This window comes from Desulfoplanes formicivorans (assembly GCF_001748225.1).
GTDB lineage: Bacteria > Desulfobacterota > Desulfovibrionia > Desulfovibrionales > Desulfomicrobiaceae > Desulfoplanes > Desulfoplanes formicivorans.
Window position 1 is genome coordinate 1 of record NZ_BDFE01000015.1, and the last position, 16,172, is coordinate 16,172.

The 16,172-nt window shown below is 52.9% G+C and carries 12 protein-coding genes and 1 pseudogene; 12 read left to right on the forward strand and 1 reads right to left on the reverse strand.

Annotation, left to right across the window (positions count from 1 at the left end; genetic code table 11):
* The 12 genes and pseudogenes from DPF_RS14275 to msrB form a co-directional block, all read left to right on the forward strand.
* Positions 1-334, forward strand: a pseudogene (locus DPF_RS14275) (transposase); the annotation flags it as partial.
* A gap of 50 nt (positions 335-384) precedes the next feature.
* Positions 385-1,314: a DUF4956 domain-containing protein gene (locus DPF_RS14205; protein ID WP_069857769.1), complete on the forward strand. Its 930-nt coding sequence runs from the start codon at positions 385-387 to the stop codon at positions 1,312-1,314.
* A 21-nt stretch (positions 1,315-1,335) separates the two neighbouring features.
* On the forward strand, positions 1,336-2,019 hold the full coding sequence (locus tag DPF_RS04920; protein ID WP_069857770.1) for a polyphosphate polymerase domain-containing protein: 684 nt from the start codon (positions 1,336-1,338) through the stop codon (positions 2,017-2,019).
* Between the two features lie 121 nt (positions 2,020-2,140).
* A complete protein-coding gene (locus DPF_RS04925; protein ID WP_069857771.1) occupies positions 2,141-2,797 on the forward strand; it encodes a YrbL family protein in 657 nt (218 codons plus the stop codon).
* Positions 2,794-3,672 (forward strand): hypothetical protein, encoded by an 879-nt coding sequence (locus DPF_RS04930; protein WP_141721062.1) that lies wholly within the window; start codon positions 2,794-2,796, stop codon positions 3,670-3,672. The genes DPF_RS04925 and DPF_RS04930 overlap by 4 nt, the downstream gene beginning before the upstream one ends.
* Positions 3,673-3,754: 82 nt before the next feature.
* Positions 3,755-4,657 carry a polysaccharide deacetylase family protein gene (locus tag DPF_RS04935; RefSeq protein WP_176724172.1) on the forward strand — a complete coding sequence of 301 codons (903 nt, stop codon included), beginning with the start codon at positions 3,755-3,757 and terminating at the stop codon, positions 4,655-4,657.
* 323 nt (positions 4,658-4,980) lie between these two features.
* Complete coding sequence (locus DPF_RS04940; RefSeq protein ID WP_069857774.1) at positions 4,981-6,273, forward strand: O-antigen ligase family protein; 1,293 nt, start codon at positions 4,981-4,983, stop codon at positions 6,271-6,273.
* Positions 6,274-6,317: 44 nt separating this feature from the next.
* Positions 6,318-7,367, forward strand: a complete 1,050-nt coding sequence (locus DPF_RS04945; RefSeq protein WP_069857775.1) for a glycosyltransferase — start codon at positions 6,318-6,320, stop codon at positions 7,365-7,367.
* 159 nt (positions 7,368-7,526) lie between these two features.
* Positions 7,527-9,725, forward strand: coding sequence for a hypothetical protein (locus DPF_RS04950; protein ID WP_069857776.1), 2,199 nt, complete (start codon positions 7,527-7,529; stop codon positions 9,723-9,725).
* 272 nt (positions 9,726-9,997) lie between these two features.
* Positions 9,998-11,122 carry an efflux RND transporter periplasmic adaptor subunit gene (locus DPF_RS04955; protein ID WP_069857777.1) on the forward strand — a complete coding sequence of 375 codons (1,125 nt, stop codon included), beginning with the start codon at positions 9,998-10,000 and terminating at the stop codon, positions 11,120-11,122.
* Positions 11,119-14,175: an efflux RND transporter permease subunit gene (locus DPF_RS04960; RefSeq protein WP_069857778.1), complete on the forward strand. Its 3,057-nt coding sequence runs from the start codon at positions 11,119-11,121 to the stop codon at positions 14,173-14,175. The genes DPF_RS04955 and DPF_RS04960 overlap by 4 nt, the downstream gene beginning before the upstream one ends.
* 197 nt (positions 14,176-14,372) lie before the next feature.
* The gene (msrB, locus tag DPF_RS04965) at positions 14,373-15,461 is read left to right on the forward strand and encodes a peptide-methionine (R)-S-oxide reductase MsrB (protein WP_069857779.1); all 1,089 of its coding nucleotides are present in this window, start codon (positions 14,373-14,375) and stop codon (positions 15,459-15,461) included.
* A gap of 250 nt (positions 15,462-15,711) precedes the next feature.
* Here the strand turns inward: msrB and DPF_RS04970 are convergent, their stop codons facing one another.
* Positions 15,712-16,137 carry an arsenate reductase ArsC gene (locus tag DPF_RS04970; RefSeq protein ID WP_069857780.1) on the reverse strand — a complete coding sequence of 142 codons (426 nt, stop codon included), beginning with the start codon at positions 16,135-16,137 and terminating at the stop codon, positions 15,712-15,714.
* Between the last annotated feature and the right edge of the window lie 35 nt (positions 16,138-16,172).

Consider the following 16,172-nt stretch of genomic DNA (forward strand, 5'->3'; position numbering starts at 1 on the left):
CCTACCGCGTCAAAGAACTGTTACGCTGGATTCGTCGGGCCGAATCAAGGCAGGCTGCCAAGTGGCGCATTACCCATTTTCTCAAGCATGCAACCGAGTATACCGCTGATTGTCCACTTCTGGAGCCAGTAAGAAGTGCGTTGGCCTGTTTTGAGAGGCACATGCCACGCATCCTTCATCGTGGCATTCCTTGCACACCAATGCAAGGCTCGAAGGTTGCAACGGCCTGTTCCAAGCGGCAAGGGCCTGGGCCTGTGGCTACCGAAACGTGGAAAATTTTATCACCATGGTCTACCTGATTGCGGCTCCGATTCAGATCCTGGTTGCCACATGAATTCCACACAAAACGTCGAAGAACCAATTCTTTTAACCTGATTATAGATCATGAAAATTTTTTTTGCCACTCCTCGCTTTTATGCTCTTGCCATTATAACCTCGTTTATTTCTCCTCTGGCCGTATCACAGGTCATGTGGGCCCTTTCAAAAGGGCGTATCCATGAAATCCTGCCCCGCGTAGCCGGTGCCGCAGCTGTGGGCCTGCTCATAGGTTGGGCCTACTATGCCCTCTGTTCTTTTTTCATTCGCAAAAACCAAGCCATCAACCAGAAGGAAACATGGAAAGGGTTGGCCCTTTTTCACCTCTCGTTTTTAGCCTCATGGCTCTATGTACTCCCGTTTATCCCGGCCCGGTTCGGCGATTTTTTTGCAGCCCTCATCTTTACGGCCGGAACCTCCAAACTCTTGGCCATGGTCTACCAGGAATTCGGGACGTCCCTTTCCAACCGGGTCAGGTTTGCTGGCAACTTTGTTGTTCTCGCCTGCACCACCATGCTGGTCATTTCCGTGGTCAAAACCTCCCTGGCCCTTTCCCTGGGTCTTGTGGGCGCCCTGTCCATTGTGCGTTTCAGGACAGCCATCAAAGACCCTGAAGAACTTGCTTTCCTGTTTTTGAACATAGCACTGGGCCTCGGGTTCGGCTCAGGTCAGGTTGCCTACACCATGATCGGGTTCATTGGCATCATTTTGGCGTTTGTCTGGTCCCGGGCCAAAAAAAATGTCATGCTCTTTCAGCAGAGCTACCTGGCCCAGATTTCTTTACCCGAAGCTCCTTTGGACTTTGACGCCCTTCTTGAAAAAGCCGTATTGTCGGTCAGCCCCCGATTTGAGATCAAACGCATTGACGAATCAGGTTCCACTGTAGACGCCACCTTGCTTGTGGAACTCAATGGACCGCCTACCAAGCTCATACGAGCCATAAAGGATCTTTTGCCAGGATCTCGGGTTTCCATCACCCATGCCCAGGGGCTTGTTTGAAAGGGATTATAACGGACTGACATGCAACTTCGATACGAGCGCAAATATCTGGTTCCCGAGGATCAAACAAGCCAGCTTGCCGGTCTTTTGAACCTCCATCCTGCTTGTTTTCGAGAGGTTTATCCTCCTCGGTTTGTCAACAGCATTTATTTTGACGACCCCCAATGCACCAACTGGCAGCAAAGCGAAGAAGGATTTTGCCACCGCCGAAAAATCCGCATTCGCTGGTATGGTGCTCTTCAGGGAACCATCCGGGAACCACGGTTGGAAATCAAATCCAAGCAGGGTCATTTGGGCCGGAAAACATTGTTCCCCATGTCCCAATTCACCATGGGTTCAACAATGGACATGCTGCACATAAAGGAAATCATCAATGGTTCGGATATCCCCAAGGGAATCAGACATCTCATGCAGCTGTACACACCTTCACTCATGAACCGTTATCACAGGACCTATCTCCTTTCTGCCGACGGCCATTACAGACTGACCATTGACAGAAACATTACCTATTTTCCTTTGACATCCCATTTCGCCCATATTGGGACAGGTATGACGGATCCCATAACCACAGTTCTGGAACTCAAGTACGACCGGAGCATGGACTCAAAAGCCCCATCCATTGCCAGATACTGGCCCTTCAGATTGTCCAGAAAATCCAAGTACGCCACTGGCATGAACCTGACCCGTTTTGCTCTTTCCAGGTAGCCTCAAGCTGCATACTCATACCTGATTCAGGGACGGATTGACTCACCATGTCGTTTTCCATCATACCGCAAAAAGAAAAGGTAACCATCTCTTTATTACATCCTTGCAGGATCAAACCTTGATGATTGAACTTGGTACCAAAATCAGCTCCAAAGGGGGCTGGTGCAATATATATGAAATTGCCGGTCAGCCCCATTTGTGCGCCAAGGTATTGGCCAGGCATCGGCGGTACAAGGGTGAATTTCCCGATCCGGAAATGATTGCCAGAAAAAAATATGGCATCAACGATATGCTGCAGTATGAACTGGACAATCATCACGCCATTGTCTCCCGCATCCCCCAAAAATATCAGATGTTCTTTGTGCACATGCACGGAATCCAACGCACATCAGACGGCCACCGAGCACTGGTCATGGAATGCGTGCGCAATACCCGGGGGGAAGTGGCCAAAAATCTGGATCAAAATACCGACAGACTGAGTCCGGATTTTTTCCACAACCTGGAACTCTTGCGCAAAAAAGTCTTTTTGCAATACAGTATTGACCATTTCGGTCTTGCTTGCAGAAATATTCTTGTTAAAAACGCATCAACCCCGGTGCTCATTGATTTTCAAAATACCATCAAGCGGTATCCCTACCAGTTCTGGCTGCGCATCCCCTTTTTCATCCGTAAGAAAATGAACCGCAGATTTCAACAGGTTTACAAAAACATGCATGTCCCTGACTTGACTCGGGGCAAATCTTTTCCAACCTCCGCAAACCTTGGTGACCCGTCATGAACATGACAAACATGTTGCGATCTTGTGGCAAAACCATTTGGGCCCAACCCATGAAAAAGGCGGGTAATCAGAACCGAAAAATTCTGGGGTTTTCTCTGCACAACGAAGAAACAATCATGGAGGTGATCGCTTCCTGGAACCGCTTGTGCCAGGTTCCAGGATTTTCTGCCCGTATTCAAAACATAGCCAAACGGGAATTGCTCAGGGATCTCATCATTCCCGCACAAGGCAAAACATTTATGGCCAAAGTGTATATGAACAAAGACCTAGGTCGCTCTTTGTTGAGCATGTGCCATTTTGGTGAGGCAGAGCGTAACGGATCAACCCTGGCCTACCTGGCCAACCAGTCCATTCATGTAACTCGTCCCCTTTGTCTGCTTCGTGAATATCACAACGGGTTGGTTACCAAATCCGTACTTTTTCTAGAAAAACTTCCTGAAACAGCCATTGATTACAAAGTGTATCTTCCGGGAACACTCCCCAACAAACCTGAACGGTTCAGAACCACTTTTTTTGCCCAAGCCGGACAAGCCATCGGCCAGGTGCACAAGGCCGGAGTCTATACCGAAGATACGGATCAAAATCTCATGGTGGAGGAAAAAGAACAAAAATGTATTTTCCACCTCCTTGATTTTGACAATTTCTACCCTTGGCGGATCCCCACGCTCAATCGAACCATCCATGCCATTGCACACGCAGTTGATACCGGGAAACAGGCCCAGTACACCTGCAACGCCCGCGAAACCGAGGCCTTTGTCAAGGCCTATCTGACTGTCCGCGACAAACCAGAGTGGCATAGCCCCATCATGGCCGCCCTCAAGAATGACCGACAGCATATTTTTACCAACCCCACCTGCCCGCTTGAGGGCCAATAACCCGTCATCTGCCATGTTCCCCTTTCTCACCAACATCCCTGTCCTCTGCTTCCACGATATAGCCACCCCAGGTGGTATGTCCTTGGAACGCTTTCGCGCCCATCTGGACACCATCTGCCGCATGGGCTTTCGCACCATTTCGGCTCAGGAACTGCTGCAAATCTGTCTTGGAAAGGGAGAAATCCAGGGCAAACCCATTGTCATTACCTTCGACGACTGCCATGTGAGCAACTGGATCCATGCGATTCCGGAACTCAAAAAGCGGGGCATGGGCGGGATTTTTTTTGCGATAACCGATTTTATTATTCCCGGGCCCTTGCGCACACGGGAAACAGCCCCCTCCTTCAAGCCGGCCAGCGAATCCTTTGTCCAAGCCCTTAGATATCAAGACTATTCCCAGTTCATGACCAGAAACGAACTGATTGCCGTTCTTGCAGACCACAACATGGAAGTGTATTCCCACACCTCCAGGCACCAAGGATGTTTTCGCAATCTCACTCGGGTGGCAACCGTAGGCACTGGCCACTGGTCGGCCCATGGGATCTACGACCAACCGTCAGACAACCTGCCTACCTACCAGTTGGGCAGCGCCTACGCCTACAACGGGTACTGGCCGGGATCATCTGACAATGATCCCAACTCCTTACACAAACGCTCGGATGAAGAACGAATGGCCTTTTGTGTTCGGGATTTTCAAAAAAGCTTTGCGACCATGAAAGAGCTCAACCAAGCCGACAAACAATTCATTTGCTGGCCATGGGGAGAATTTGACGAAATGACCATCAAGGCGGCTAAGCAGGCAGGTTTTTCCGGCGCCTTCAACCTTGACCGGTTTGTCAATGGTCCGGGAACCGATCCCTTTCAACTGCACCGCATTCCCGTATCCCACCGCAAATCTGTCAAATGGCTGAGATCCCGCCTTCTCATGCACGCATCCCGGCCGGGAGCCATGGTATTCAGAAAATTTTTCAGGAAAAAATCATAATCTTGTTGATGTACAATCAAATGGCAAACGCTCTCTCAAGACCTCTTTATCGACTAAGCAGACCATCATGATCTTTGCCTCATACAGAAAAAACAAACAAAGTCTCAGACGCTTCAAATATTTCCATCCGTCTGCGGTTACCAGCTGGGCAAAGGCATCAATGTTGGCGGAGATATACTGCCAGCATATCAGTGAATGCTAAACGAGACAATGTTCAGGATGCAGCTGTTAACACAAATTGCTGCCACTCAGTACAGCACAAAGGACGAAACTATTCCATCAAGTCTGTAGCAGGATCACATTCTAATATTTAAAAGTTAGCTATGTTTTCAATCACAAAAAAAATATCCTCACTATTCGAATTACTTAAGGGAAAAACCTGGGCACAGCGTGCGTACCTGCTCATGTATATGGGGTTTTGTTTCTATATTCTGTTTTTTCCCATCGGAAGAGCATTCAGGGAAATCGGCGAGATCGTTTCTGTTCTTGGGCTGATTACCTACTACCTACTTGATTATAAAAATTCTCAATTAAAAAAATTCCCGCTTAAATGGATCTATTTCCTATTCTGGGGATACATGTTGTTCAAGGTATTCCATTCTGTTGACATGGCCCGCAGTTGGGACGGATTCGAAACGAGCATCAGAAAAGGAGGGCTCCTCTTTTTCGTGGGCATCGAGTGCGTCCGGGGCATGAAGGATATCAAACGTTTCGTCATTCTTTTCTGCATTATGGGATTTTACGAGGGGCTGGATGGTATTTATCAGTATATCACAGGACATGACCTCTTCCGGGGAACTGCCGCTTGGGGTAGCAGACTTACTGGGTCATTTTCAACGCCCAGAGTAGGCAACCTCATGGCCTTGGTCCTGCCTCCGTCTATGGCTGTATTTTTTTTATGGAAGGACTCATGGTCAATTTCAAAAAAGATATTGCTCACTGGAATTATTCTGATCCCGGCAATGTTTATTTTTGTTGGGGCACAAGCTCGAAGTGGCTATTTGGGCTATATCTTAGCATGCACTGTGCTGATTCTTTTTTTCCGCAAATTTTCACTGACTAAAGCAACAATCGTCATAGCACTAATAGTTGGCGCATTATTTTTTAGCTCGACGAGGACATCATATAACAAAGTAATCAATGATCCTCGCATCCAAGAGATATGGCCTACAGCTATTCATGTATTTGAAAAAAACCCCATTCTGGGGGTAGGTATCAAAGGATTCAATAAGGGTTTTAAGAACATTGGATTACATATGCCAGGAAGACTTAATAGGATGCCTCACCCTCACAATATTTACCTTCAATTCGCCTGTGAAACCGGCATCATCGGATTAGGTATTTTTCTCGGGTGGATTGGCAGCTACCTTTGGTGGACCTGGAGAAAAATCCGAACGGGCTGGCTCACGTCTTCAGATACCACGTATTGGAGCCTAACTTTTTGTTTGTGGAGTGCCTATTTCGGGTACACAGGCACGGCCATTTCCGGCCATGATTTTTTCAGGGACTGGTGGCTTGCCCTTTCTTTATCACTACTCGGCATGACAGTCGGAGCCTGCATAGCAAAATCGCCGGAATATGGAACCAATACCCAGGCCACACAACAAGTGGTTTAACTGGATCTCCACTAAATTGTTGCAGGATCATTTATGGAAGACGCATGAACATAGCCTTTGTCAACAGCACACGAAAATGGGGCGGGGTCAAGACATGGACTCTAGAAGTGGCTCATGGCCTGACCGAACGAGGACATAACACCCTGATCATTGCCCGGCACGGCCCTTTTACGGACAAGGCGCTGGCAATGGGCCTTCAAACCTTGCCCATCACATTTGGCCCCGACTTCAATCCCATCCTCATCTATAGATTGCTCCGTCTTTTCAAAACCTGGAAATGTGACCGGGTCGTGGTCAACGTGGGCAAAGACATGTGCTCTGCTGGCGTAGCTGGACGTATCTTGGGCATTCCAGTGATCCACCGGGTGGGCCTGGCCGGAGACATGGAAAACAGGCTCAAGGTTCGGTCCGTACATAAATGGATCAAGCCCCGTTTGTTAGCACCTTGTGAACACGTCAAGCAGGGTATGCTCAAGGAGTTGCCGTATCTACGTCCGGAAGAAATCAAGGTCATCTTGACTGGAAAACCCGTAGCTGCACACCCGCCCTCGGATGTGCACCACCCACTCCGATTCATATCCACCAGCCAGCTCAATGCCGACAAAGGGCACAGCGACGTGCTCACCGCCTTGGCAGCACTCAAGAAACAGGGGTATACGTTCCAGTACCACGTAGTTGGTACCGGTCGTGTAGAACAGCGTCTCAAGAAGATGGCCTCTTCCCTTGATCTAGAAAAAGAGGTCGTGTGGCACGGCTTTCAAAAAGACGTTCGAGCCCTTCTTGCCACATGTGATGTTTTCATTCTTGCCTCCCACACGGAAGGGCTACCCAACAGCCTGCTGGAAGCCATGTCCATGGGATTGGCCTGTGTGGCAACTGATGTGGGGGGGGTAGCCGAAGTCTGGAGCGAACACTTCCTCCCCCTTTTACCGATCCATGCCCCTGCAGCCCTAACTCACACCCTCCACCAACTCCTTGATGGATCCACATCCAGGATAAAACAACTCCAGACAACAACGCTGGCTCATGCACGAAAGTCCATTTCCATCAAACAATCCATCTCCAGGGTAGAAAACTGGCTCCAAGAATGTTAACCAGAACCAATCCTGCAAACATGACGTATTCTCCTGCTTGATTGTCAGGATAGTGGCTTAACTTCGACTCCTCAAGTCTGTAGCAGGATCAGGCTTTTCAAACTCGATATGGTCAGTCAATTCCACACAAAACGTCAAAAAACCGAAACCTGAAAAACCATGAACCACACATCGCCTGTTCACACTGACCGCATATCCTGTTCTCCCTGGTTCACCCTGCTTGTTCCCTGCCTTGTGGTGTATGGGGTCAGTTTGTGTCTTCGCCTTGTGGAACTTCCCTTCTGGAATCCTGCATTCCTTCAGATTGACGGTGAAAAACTCATGGCCACCCATGATGCCTATTTCTGGATGGCCGGAGCCCAAGGCACATCCTGGGCAACGGACAGAGCGCTCATGGAACTGCTCCGCATTCTTCACACCATCACTGCAGCACCCATGGGAAATATAGCCTTTTACCTGCCCGTTATTCTCGCCCCCCTGGCCGGGTTGCCCCTGTGTTATCTGGCATGGAAGCAGGACATGCCCGAGGCAGGAATGGGCGCGGGCATCATGGGAACCGGCTGTCTGGGGTATCTGCTGCGGACCCGCCTGGGATTCTGCGACACCGACCCCTTTGCCCTGTTCATCCCCGCCCTCATGGGGACGGCCCTGATCCTCTGGGCATCTCCCCTTGTCAGGTCATCCTGGCTGACCGATGCCAAGGGCACGCCATTACCCCAACAGTCTTCAAGAAAACGATTTCTTGCAATGGCCACCCAGACCATCCTCCTCGGCCTGGTCGGACGAGTATGCTTTTGGCTCTACTACCAAAGCAATTACATCATCCTGTCATTTATTGGAATCTGCATGCTTGTCGTCATCATCCTGGCCCGCCCGGGGACACGACAAACTGCCCTGTTCGGTCTGTTGTGCCTGTACGCGGTAGCCTTCGGCGGATGGATCGGGCTGGGTGGAGCCTTTTTTTTGACGGCTCTTTTTCTGTATTTCCCGGACATTGCACGATCCCCCAAAAAAGGATGGTTCCTCCTTGTTCTGTTCGGACTGGCCATATGTTTTATCACCGGTCTGCACAACCAGGCATGGACCATCTTGTCCAAGCTGATCGCTCTGACCAAGCCAAGCAGCGTGTATCCCCCGTCCACAAATACCACCCTGCTTCTGCCTTCAGTGCTGCAAAGCATCCGTGAGGTCCAGAACGTGGATCTGCCCAATCTGTACTCCCGCATTAGCGGCAATGGTGTTCTTTTCTGGCTGGGATTTGGCGCCTACCTGTATCTGATCTGGAAAAAGCCCCTTTTTCTGACCTTTGCCCCCATTCTTGTTTTCAGCGTTTTTTCCTTCAAGCTTGGTAACCGATTCACCATGTATGGGGGGATTGTCTGGGGCGTAGCCCTTTGTTTTGGTCTGTCCACGTTGCTGAAGGCATGGGGAGTGCAATCGGGCAAACGGTTCCTTGCCCAAGTCATCCTCATAGTGATCATTGTCTGGCCGATATGGGACGTGACAAATAGCCTTCGTCCCTCCCCGATTCTTCCCAGGGTTTATGCCCAAACGTTCAAGGATCTTGCCCAAACATCTCCGAAAAAGGCACGCCTTTGGCAATGGTGGGATTACGGCTACGCAGCCCAATATTATGCCGGTAGAATGTCTTTTGCCGATGGGGGACTGCACGACGGCCCATGGCTCTACCCCCTGGCCCTGGTCCACAGCACGGATTCCCCTGCCCAGGCCGCCCGCATGATTCGTTTTACCACCGCGGATCAGCAAAACACCTTTGAACAAAACAGCTCCCAGCCCCGGCAGGAACGCCTGCAATGGTCTGTTCCCTCTTACCTGTCTCATCCCACCGCAGGGCTCGAAGCCCTTGGCCCACACCAGGCCGAGAACCTTGTGAACAGCATGCGCACCACTCCCCTGGAAGTGAACGTAGGTATGCCCCCCCAGTATTTTGTTGTTTCCTGGGAAAATCTTCGTCTGGCCTACTGGATCTCCTACTTCGGCAACTGGGATCTTCTCACGGGCAAGGCAAGTCCCGGAAGAATCCAGCGCATGCGGGGCAGCATCCAGCTGGACATGCAAAACGGTGTGATCAAATCCACCCGCCAGGCCATCCCCCTGGACAGCCTCGACATCGTCTCGGACAAGGGGCCGCAGCACAGAACCTGGTCCAACGGCAAGGGACTTCACGCTATCTTCAACCAGCTCTCCCAGGAAATCTATGTCATGGATGGCAAGATGTACCGATCCATGATGATCCAGATGCTCATCAGCCCACCCGAACACTTTGCTCCGTATTTCCAGCTGGTCGTGGACCATTATCCCTGGGCCAGGGCCTACCTGGTCACTAACGCGCCCTGACGGCTTAAACGGGATTCTGAATGGTCAACAAACCTCTTCCGGCTCATTGACCATTCAGAATCCCGAATTTTCCCCTGGCTCAATAAACCACCCTGCCTGTACAGAAACGCTCTCCTTACGAACAACCATCTCCTTCCTGTTATCTTGTGGGCCAACCCTCTGGCCAACAGCAACAAAACATCCTATGAATCGGGCTAGGCAATCGTTACCGGTCCAGCCGGACGTTTGAGCAAACAAATTCCCGCCATCCTTGTTTCAAGGAGATTGCTGTGATGCATATGCTCCGTTCGTTTCCGGGTCTGAAGACCATACTGTTCCTCCCGGCCGTGCTTGTTCTGCTTGCAGGATGCAGAGACCCTCAACCACCAGCGTCCCCGGCCATCCGCCCTGTCAGGGCGGTCAAGGCCCGCTTGTTTTCCCGCACAGATACTTTTGTTTTTTCAGGCACAACCAAAGCCTGGCGCAGTGCCGAACTGTCCTTTCGCATTCCCGGCGAGCTGCTCCAATTACCGGTTGAGGTCGGCAGTTTTCTGCAAACGGGTGATCTTGTGGCCCGTCTGGACCCAAGGGATTACGCAACCCGGGTGCGCGCCCTTGAGAGCCAATGGGCCGGAGCCCGAGCCGCATTGACCGAAGCAGAATTGCGCTTTGTACGGTACAAAAAACTCAGGGCTTCAGGCTCCATTGCCGTTTCTGCCCTGGACACGGCCGAAGCCGCGTACAAAGGGGCCCAGGCCACAGTCAAAGCATTGGCCAATTCCCTGACCAAGGCGCGGGACGACCTGGCCGATACCCGTTTGGACGCGCCCTTTTCCGGGTATATCACCCGAAAATACAAAGACAATTTTGAAACGGTTTCTGCAGGCATGCCCATTGTGACCCTGCAGGATTTTTCACGCATGGAAGTGGTAGTGGGCATTCCGGATACAATCATGGCCAAAGGTGGCGTTGACACGGGCATTCAATGTACGGTGAGCGCCTTTCCCGACCACGTTTTTGCCGCACGCATCAAGGAACTGGCTAGGGACGCCGATCCCATCACCCGAACCTTTAAACTGACCGTAATCTTTGACAAACCCGACGACCTTGCCATCACTCCAGGCATGACCGCCGAAGTGCATCTGCACGCCATCAACCAGCGTCCGGGGACGGTCATGGTGCCGGAAACAGCCCTTTTTCCCAGGGGTAAGGGATCCCGGGTGTGGGTGATCAATGGCACAACCCACACCGTATCCAGTCGCCCGGTGACCATTGCGTCCCTGAACGCCGAGGGTGCCGTGCTCTTTGGAGATCTGGAACCAGGTGAACTTGTTGTCACGGCAGGAACCAATAGTTTGAGTGAAGGCCAGAAGGTGCGCATCCTGGATCACGGGCCGGGCCACAGGGGTGCATCGTGAATTTGACCCAATACGCCCTTGGCAAACGGACTCTGGTCATCTTTGCCACCCTGGTGCTGACTCTGGCGGGTATTATGGCCCAAGTCGGCATGGGCAAGCTCGAGGACCCGGAATTCAGCATCAAGACGGCCATGGTCACCACCACCTATGCCGGGGCAAGCGCCCTGGAAGTGGAACAGGAAGTGACCGACATACTGGAAACCTCCATCCAGCGCCTGCCCAGTCTGGACCATGTCCGCTCCTTGTCCACACCAGGTCACTCCAGAATCTGGGTGGATTTCAAGGAATCCTTTCGCAAGAAGGACCTGCCCCAGCTTTTCGACAACCTGCGCAAAAAAGTGGCCGAGGTGGCCAATGATCTGCCTCCGGGTGCGGGCACGCCCGTGGTCGAGGATGATTTCGGCGATGTCTACGGCATCTTCCTGGCCGTGGTCAGCCACGGTCTGCCCCATGATGAGCTCAAGGACTATGCCGACGACATCCGGCGTGAGCTTCTTCTGGTCAAGGATGTGGCCCGCATTGAATTGTGGGGAAACCAGCCCCAGTGCATCTGGCTGGAGGTCTCCAGGGCGCGTATGGACGAGCTGGGCATTCCCTTTGAAGTTCTGGCCCAAACCCTGGGCCAGCAGAACCTGGTCGTGGACAGCGGCCATGCCGATCTGGGACAATGGCGCATCAGAATGGATGTGGGCGGTACATACAATGCCGTGACAGAAATCGGCAATCAGGTCATCAGGAGCCCGGGGTCGGACACACTTGTCAGAATCCGGGATATTGCCAAGGTCAAAAAAGGGTATCTTGATCCGCCGGTGTGGAAAATGCGCTTTGATGGCAAACCAGCCATCGGGCTGGCCATTTCCACGGTTTCCGGAGGCAATGTGGTTGATATGGGCAAGCGGGTCAGGGCCCGACTGGACGAACTCATCCAGGAAATCCCCCTGGGCCTTTCCGTGGAGACCGTGGCCTTTCAGCCCGAACTGGTCCAGGCTTCCATTGAGGAATTCATGCTCAACCTGGTGGAGGCCGTGGTCATTGTCATTGCCCTACTCCTTGTATGCATGGGGCTTTCTTCGGGGCTGCTCATCGGTGTTGGCCTGGTCATCACCATCTGCATTACCTTTGGAGCCATGTACGCTCTGGGGCTGACCCTGGACCGGGTCACCCTGGGAGCCCTCATCGTGGCCCTGGGTATGCTGGTGGACAACGCCATCGTGGTAACCGAGGGCATGCTGGTCAAAATGCAGCGAGGCATGTCCGGGGTTCAGGCCGGAGCGCACGTCTGCAGGGAAACCGCCTGGCCGCTTTTGGGCGCAACCCTGGTGGCCGCCCTTGCCTTTTTGCCCATTTTTCTTTCTCCCAACAATGTGGGCGAATACTGCGTGGGTCTGTTCAAGGTCGTCAGCCTTTCCCTTGGCATCAGCTGGATTCTGGCCCTCACCGTAACTCCCATTCTGTGTGACAGGTGGCTGAACCCCAAGGTGGTGGGCAGACACGGCGATCCCTATGCAGGCAGGATGTTTGGGATGTACCGGAAGCTGGTTGGCTTTGCCCTTGGACACCGAACCCTGACCATTGGGATCATGATCGCCTTGTTCGTGGCGGCCTTACAGGGATTTTCCCTGGTCAAACGGGAATTTTTTCCCGAAAGCAGACGGGCCCAGCTGATGATTGACTACTGGCGGGACCAGGGCACGGACATCCGGGCGGTTGATGCCGATCTCAAATCCCTTGAACGCGCCCTTCTTGCCCACGAACATGTCACAAGCGTGGCCACCTTTGTGGGAGCCGGTCCCCATCGTTTTTATCTGCCCCTTGAGCCGCAGGTACCCAACACTGCTTATGGCTATCTGCTCCTCAATCTGGACAGCGGCGACAGCATTCCCGAGGTGAGGGCCTTTGCCAGAACGTATCTGACCAACCACTTTCCCCAGGCCGATCCCCGGGTACGCCGGTTTCCCCTGGGGTCGCCGTCTCCATTCAAAATCGCCACCCGGTTCAGGGGCCCTGATCCCGTCATTCTTCACCAGCTCGCCGATCAGGCCACCGCCATCATGCGTAACTGCCCTCTGGTGCAGGACGTGCGTGATGACTGGAGAAACCGGGTACTGACCATTGTTCCCCAATATGATGCCTCCCGGGGACTTTTGGCCGGGACCACCCGCCAGGATGTGGCCGGGACTCTCAAACGGGTGTATGAATGGTCCGCCGTTGGCTTGTACCGGGAGCACAACCGCCTCATCCCCATTATGGTCCGGCCTCCGGCCAAAGAACGCCAGCGCATGGGTGACCTTTTGACTGTGCAAGTCCGTCCGGTCGGCTCCATGCAGGGCGTACCCCTGGCCACGGTGGTCAATGGAGTAGATTTGACCTGGGAGGAATCCCAGATACGAAGATACGACCATCAACGATGCATCACGGCCCAATGCGACCCCATCCCCGGGGTGACCATGTCCGAGGCTCTGCAAGCCATGCGCTCCCAACTGGACGCCATTAAACTGCCTCCAGGCTACACCATGGAATGGGGTGGCAGCGTGGAAACATCACAGGATTCCACCCAGTATGTTCTCAAGGGTGTGCCCCTGTCGTTTCTGCTCATGGCCCTGGTCGTGGTGGCCCTGTTCAATGGCATGCGCCAGCCTCTGATCATCCTGTGCATCCTCCCTCTGGCCCTCATCGGAGTCTCCCTGGGGCTGCTTGCCACGGACAAACCCTTCGGGTTCATGGCCCTGCTCGGGTTCTTGAGCCTGGCAGGCATGCTCATCAAGAACGCAGTGGTTCTTTTAGATCAGATGGATGCGGAAATCCGAGGCGGCAAGGATCCATACCAGGCCATTCTGGATTCTGCCGTGAGCAGGATGCGCCCGGTGCTCATGGCAGCCATCTCAACGGTCCTTGGGATGACGCCCCTGATCTTCGACCGTTTCTGGGTGGCCATGGCCGTGACCATCTGCTTCGGCCTGACCTTTGCCACCGTGCTGACCCTCATCGTGGTTCCGGTCCTGTATGCGGTGTTCTTCAGAATCAAGACACCCACCCCAACGTCTCGTACGTGAGCTGGAACAAGGATCGTCCATGATCACGGTTTCAAGTGCTTCAGCTTGAGGACAAGCAGAAAGCAATCCGTGTCATCCCGGGGTGACAAATTCCTGTGAAGATATCTTCCGGCCATTCCTCCATCGGGCATTGACTTCTTTGCCCCTATCCGTATTGTGATGGTTGCACTCGACCCACAATGTACCGAGGAGAAGCCATGAAGATCTTCCTGCCCCTGCTTGTAACCATGCTGTTCGTCATTGTTCCTGCGGTTCTCGTTGCCGCAACCATGCCGGAAAACCGGGAAACGACATCAGGCCTCAAAACGGCAACCTTTGCCGGCGGATGTTTCTGGTGCACGGAATCGGATTTTGAAAAGCTGGACGGGGTGATCAAAGTCATTTCCGGGTATACCGGCGGCCATGTTGCCAATCCCACCTACGAGCAGGTTTCTTCGGGAAGCACCGGCCATGTGGAAGCCATCCAGGTGACCTATGACCCGGACAAAATCACTTACGCCTTTCTTGTGGACTGGCTCTGGCGGCATATCGACCCCACGGACGCAGGCGGGCAGTTCGTTGACCGGGGGGATCAATATGCTTCGGCCATCTTTTATCACGACCAGACCCAGCTGGACATTGCCACGGCATCAAAAAAAGCCCTTGAACAGTCCGGGATATTTGCCAAACCCATTGTCACCGCCATCCGCCCCCTGGAAACCTTTTATCCGGCTGAAACGTATCACCAGGATTATTACAAAAAACACGGTATTCAGTACAAATTTTATCGGTACCGGTCAGGACGCGATGATTTTCTCAAGGCCACCTGGGGCGACCGGCTGGACCGACGGTCCATGGTCATAGGCCCGGGATTTGTCAAACCCGGGGAAGCGAAACTGCGGAGCATGCTCACCCCGCTTCAATACAAGGTCACCCAGGAAGAAGGAACCGAGCCACCTTTTGACAATGCCTATTGGGACAACAAGAAAGACGGCATCTACGTGGACATCGTCTCGGGCGAGCCCCTGTTCAGTTCCAGGGACAAATATGTTTCCGGAACGGGCTGGCCCAGTTTCACCCGTCCCCTTGAGCCAGACAACATTGTCACCCGGGAAGACCGCAAGCTGTTTGCCGTACGCACCGAGGTCCGAAGTCGAATGGGGGATAACCACCTGGGTCATGTGTTTGAAGACGGCCCGCAGCCAACAGGACTGCGCTACTGCATGAACTCGGCGGCCCTGCGGTTTGTGCCTGTTGAGGATCTGGAACAGGAAGGATACGGCGCGTATGTGAAACATTTTGAGTAACCACGTCCAGCCAACCGCGTGGAGGATGGCACAAACCAGCAAGCAGAGCGCAAAACAAGGGCCATGAGAAGGAAATGAGCCCCAAAGCCAAGCTCTGTGTCCAAGCCCCTGGAACAACCGCCCGGGCCTCCCCCAAACCTTTTTTCCTCCTTTCCAAGACAGCGCGAGGCGACCGGTCATAATGCCGGCCGCCTCGCGCTGTCTTGGAGACTCATGACAACCCCATCCCCTTTTGGAATCATTCGACCCGTCACAATGTCTGGGGCAAGGTCAACACATACTCCCAGATCTCGTCGCGCACCCGCCTGAAATGCTTCAAAGCCTCTTCTTCAGATGACGCCCCCTTGGCCAGGGCCGGAGGATCGTCAAAACCATGGTGCACATGTTTGACCGCACCGGGAAAAACCGGACAGGTTTCATTGGCATGACCGCACAAGGTGATGACGTAATCAAAATCCTTCCGGGGTAACTGGTCAATGGTCTTGGAAAATTGACCGGACATGTCCACGCCTGCCTCGGCCATGACCTTAACCGCCATGGGGTTGAGGCCGTGTTTGACGATCCCTGCGGAAAAAGGCTCGATCTCATCGCCCTTGAGGGTCCTGGCCCAGGCTTCGGCCATCTGACTGCGGCAGGAATTGCCCGTACACAAAAAGAGAATGCGCGTTTTTTCCATCAACGACCTCGTTGCCGGTTGAATTGGTTAGGCTT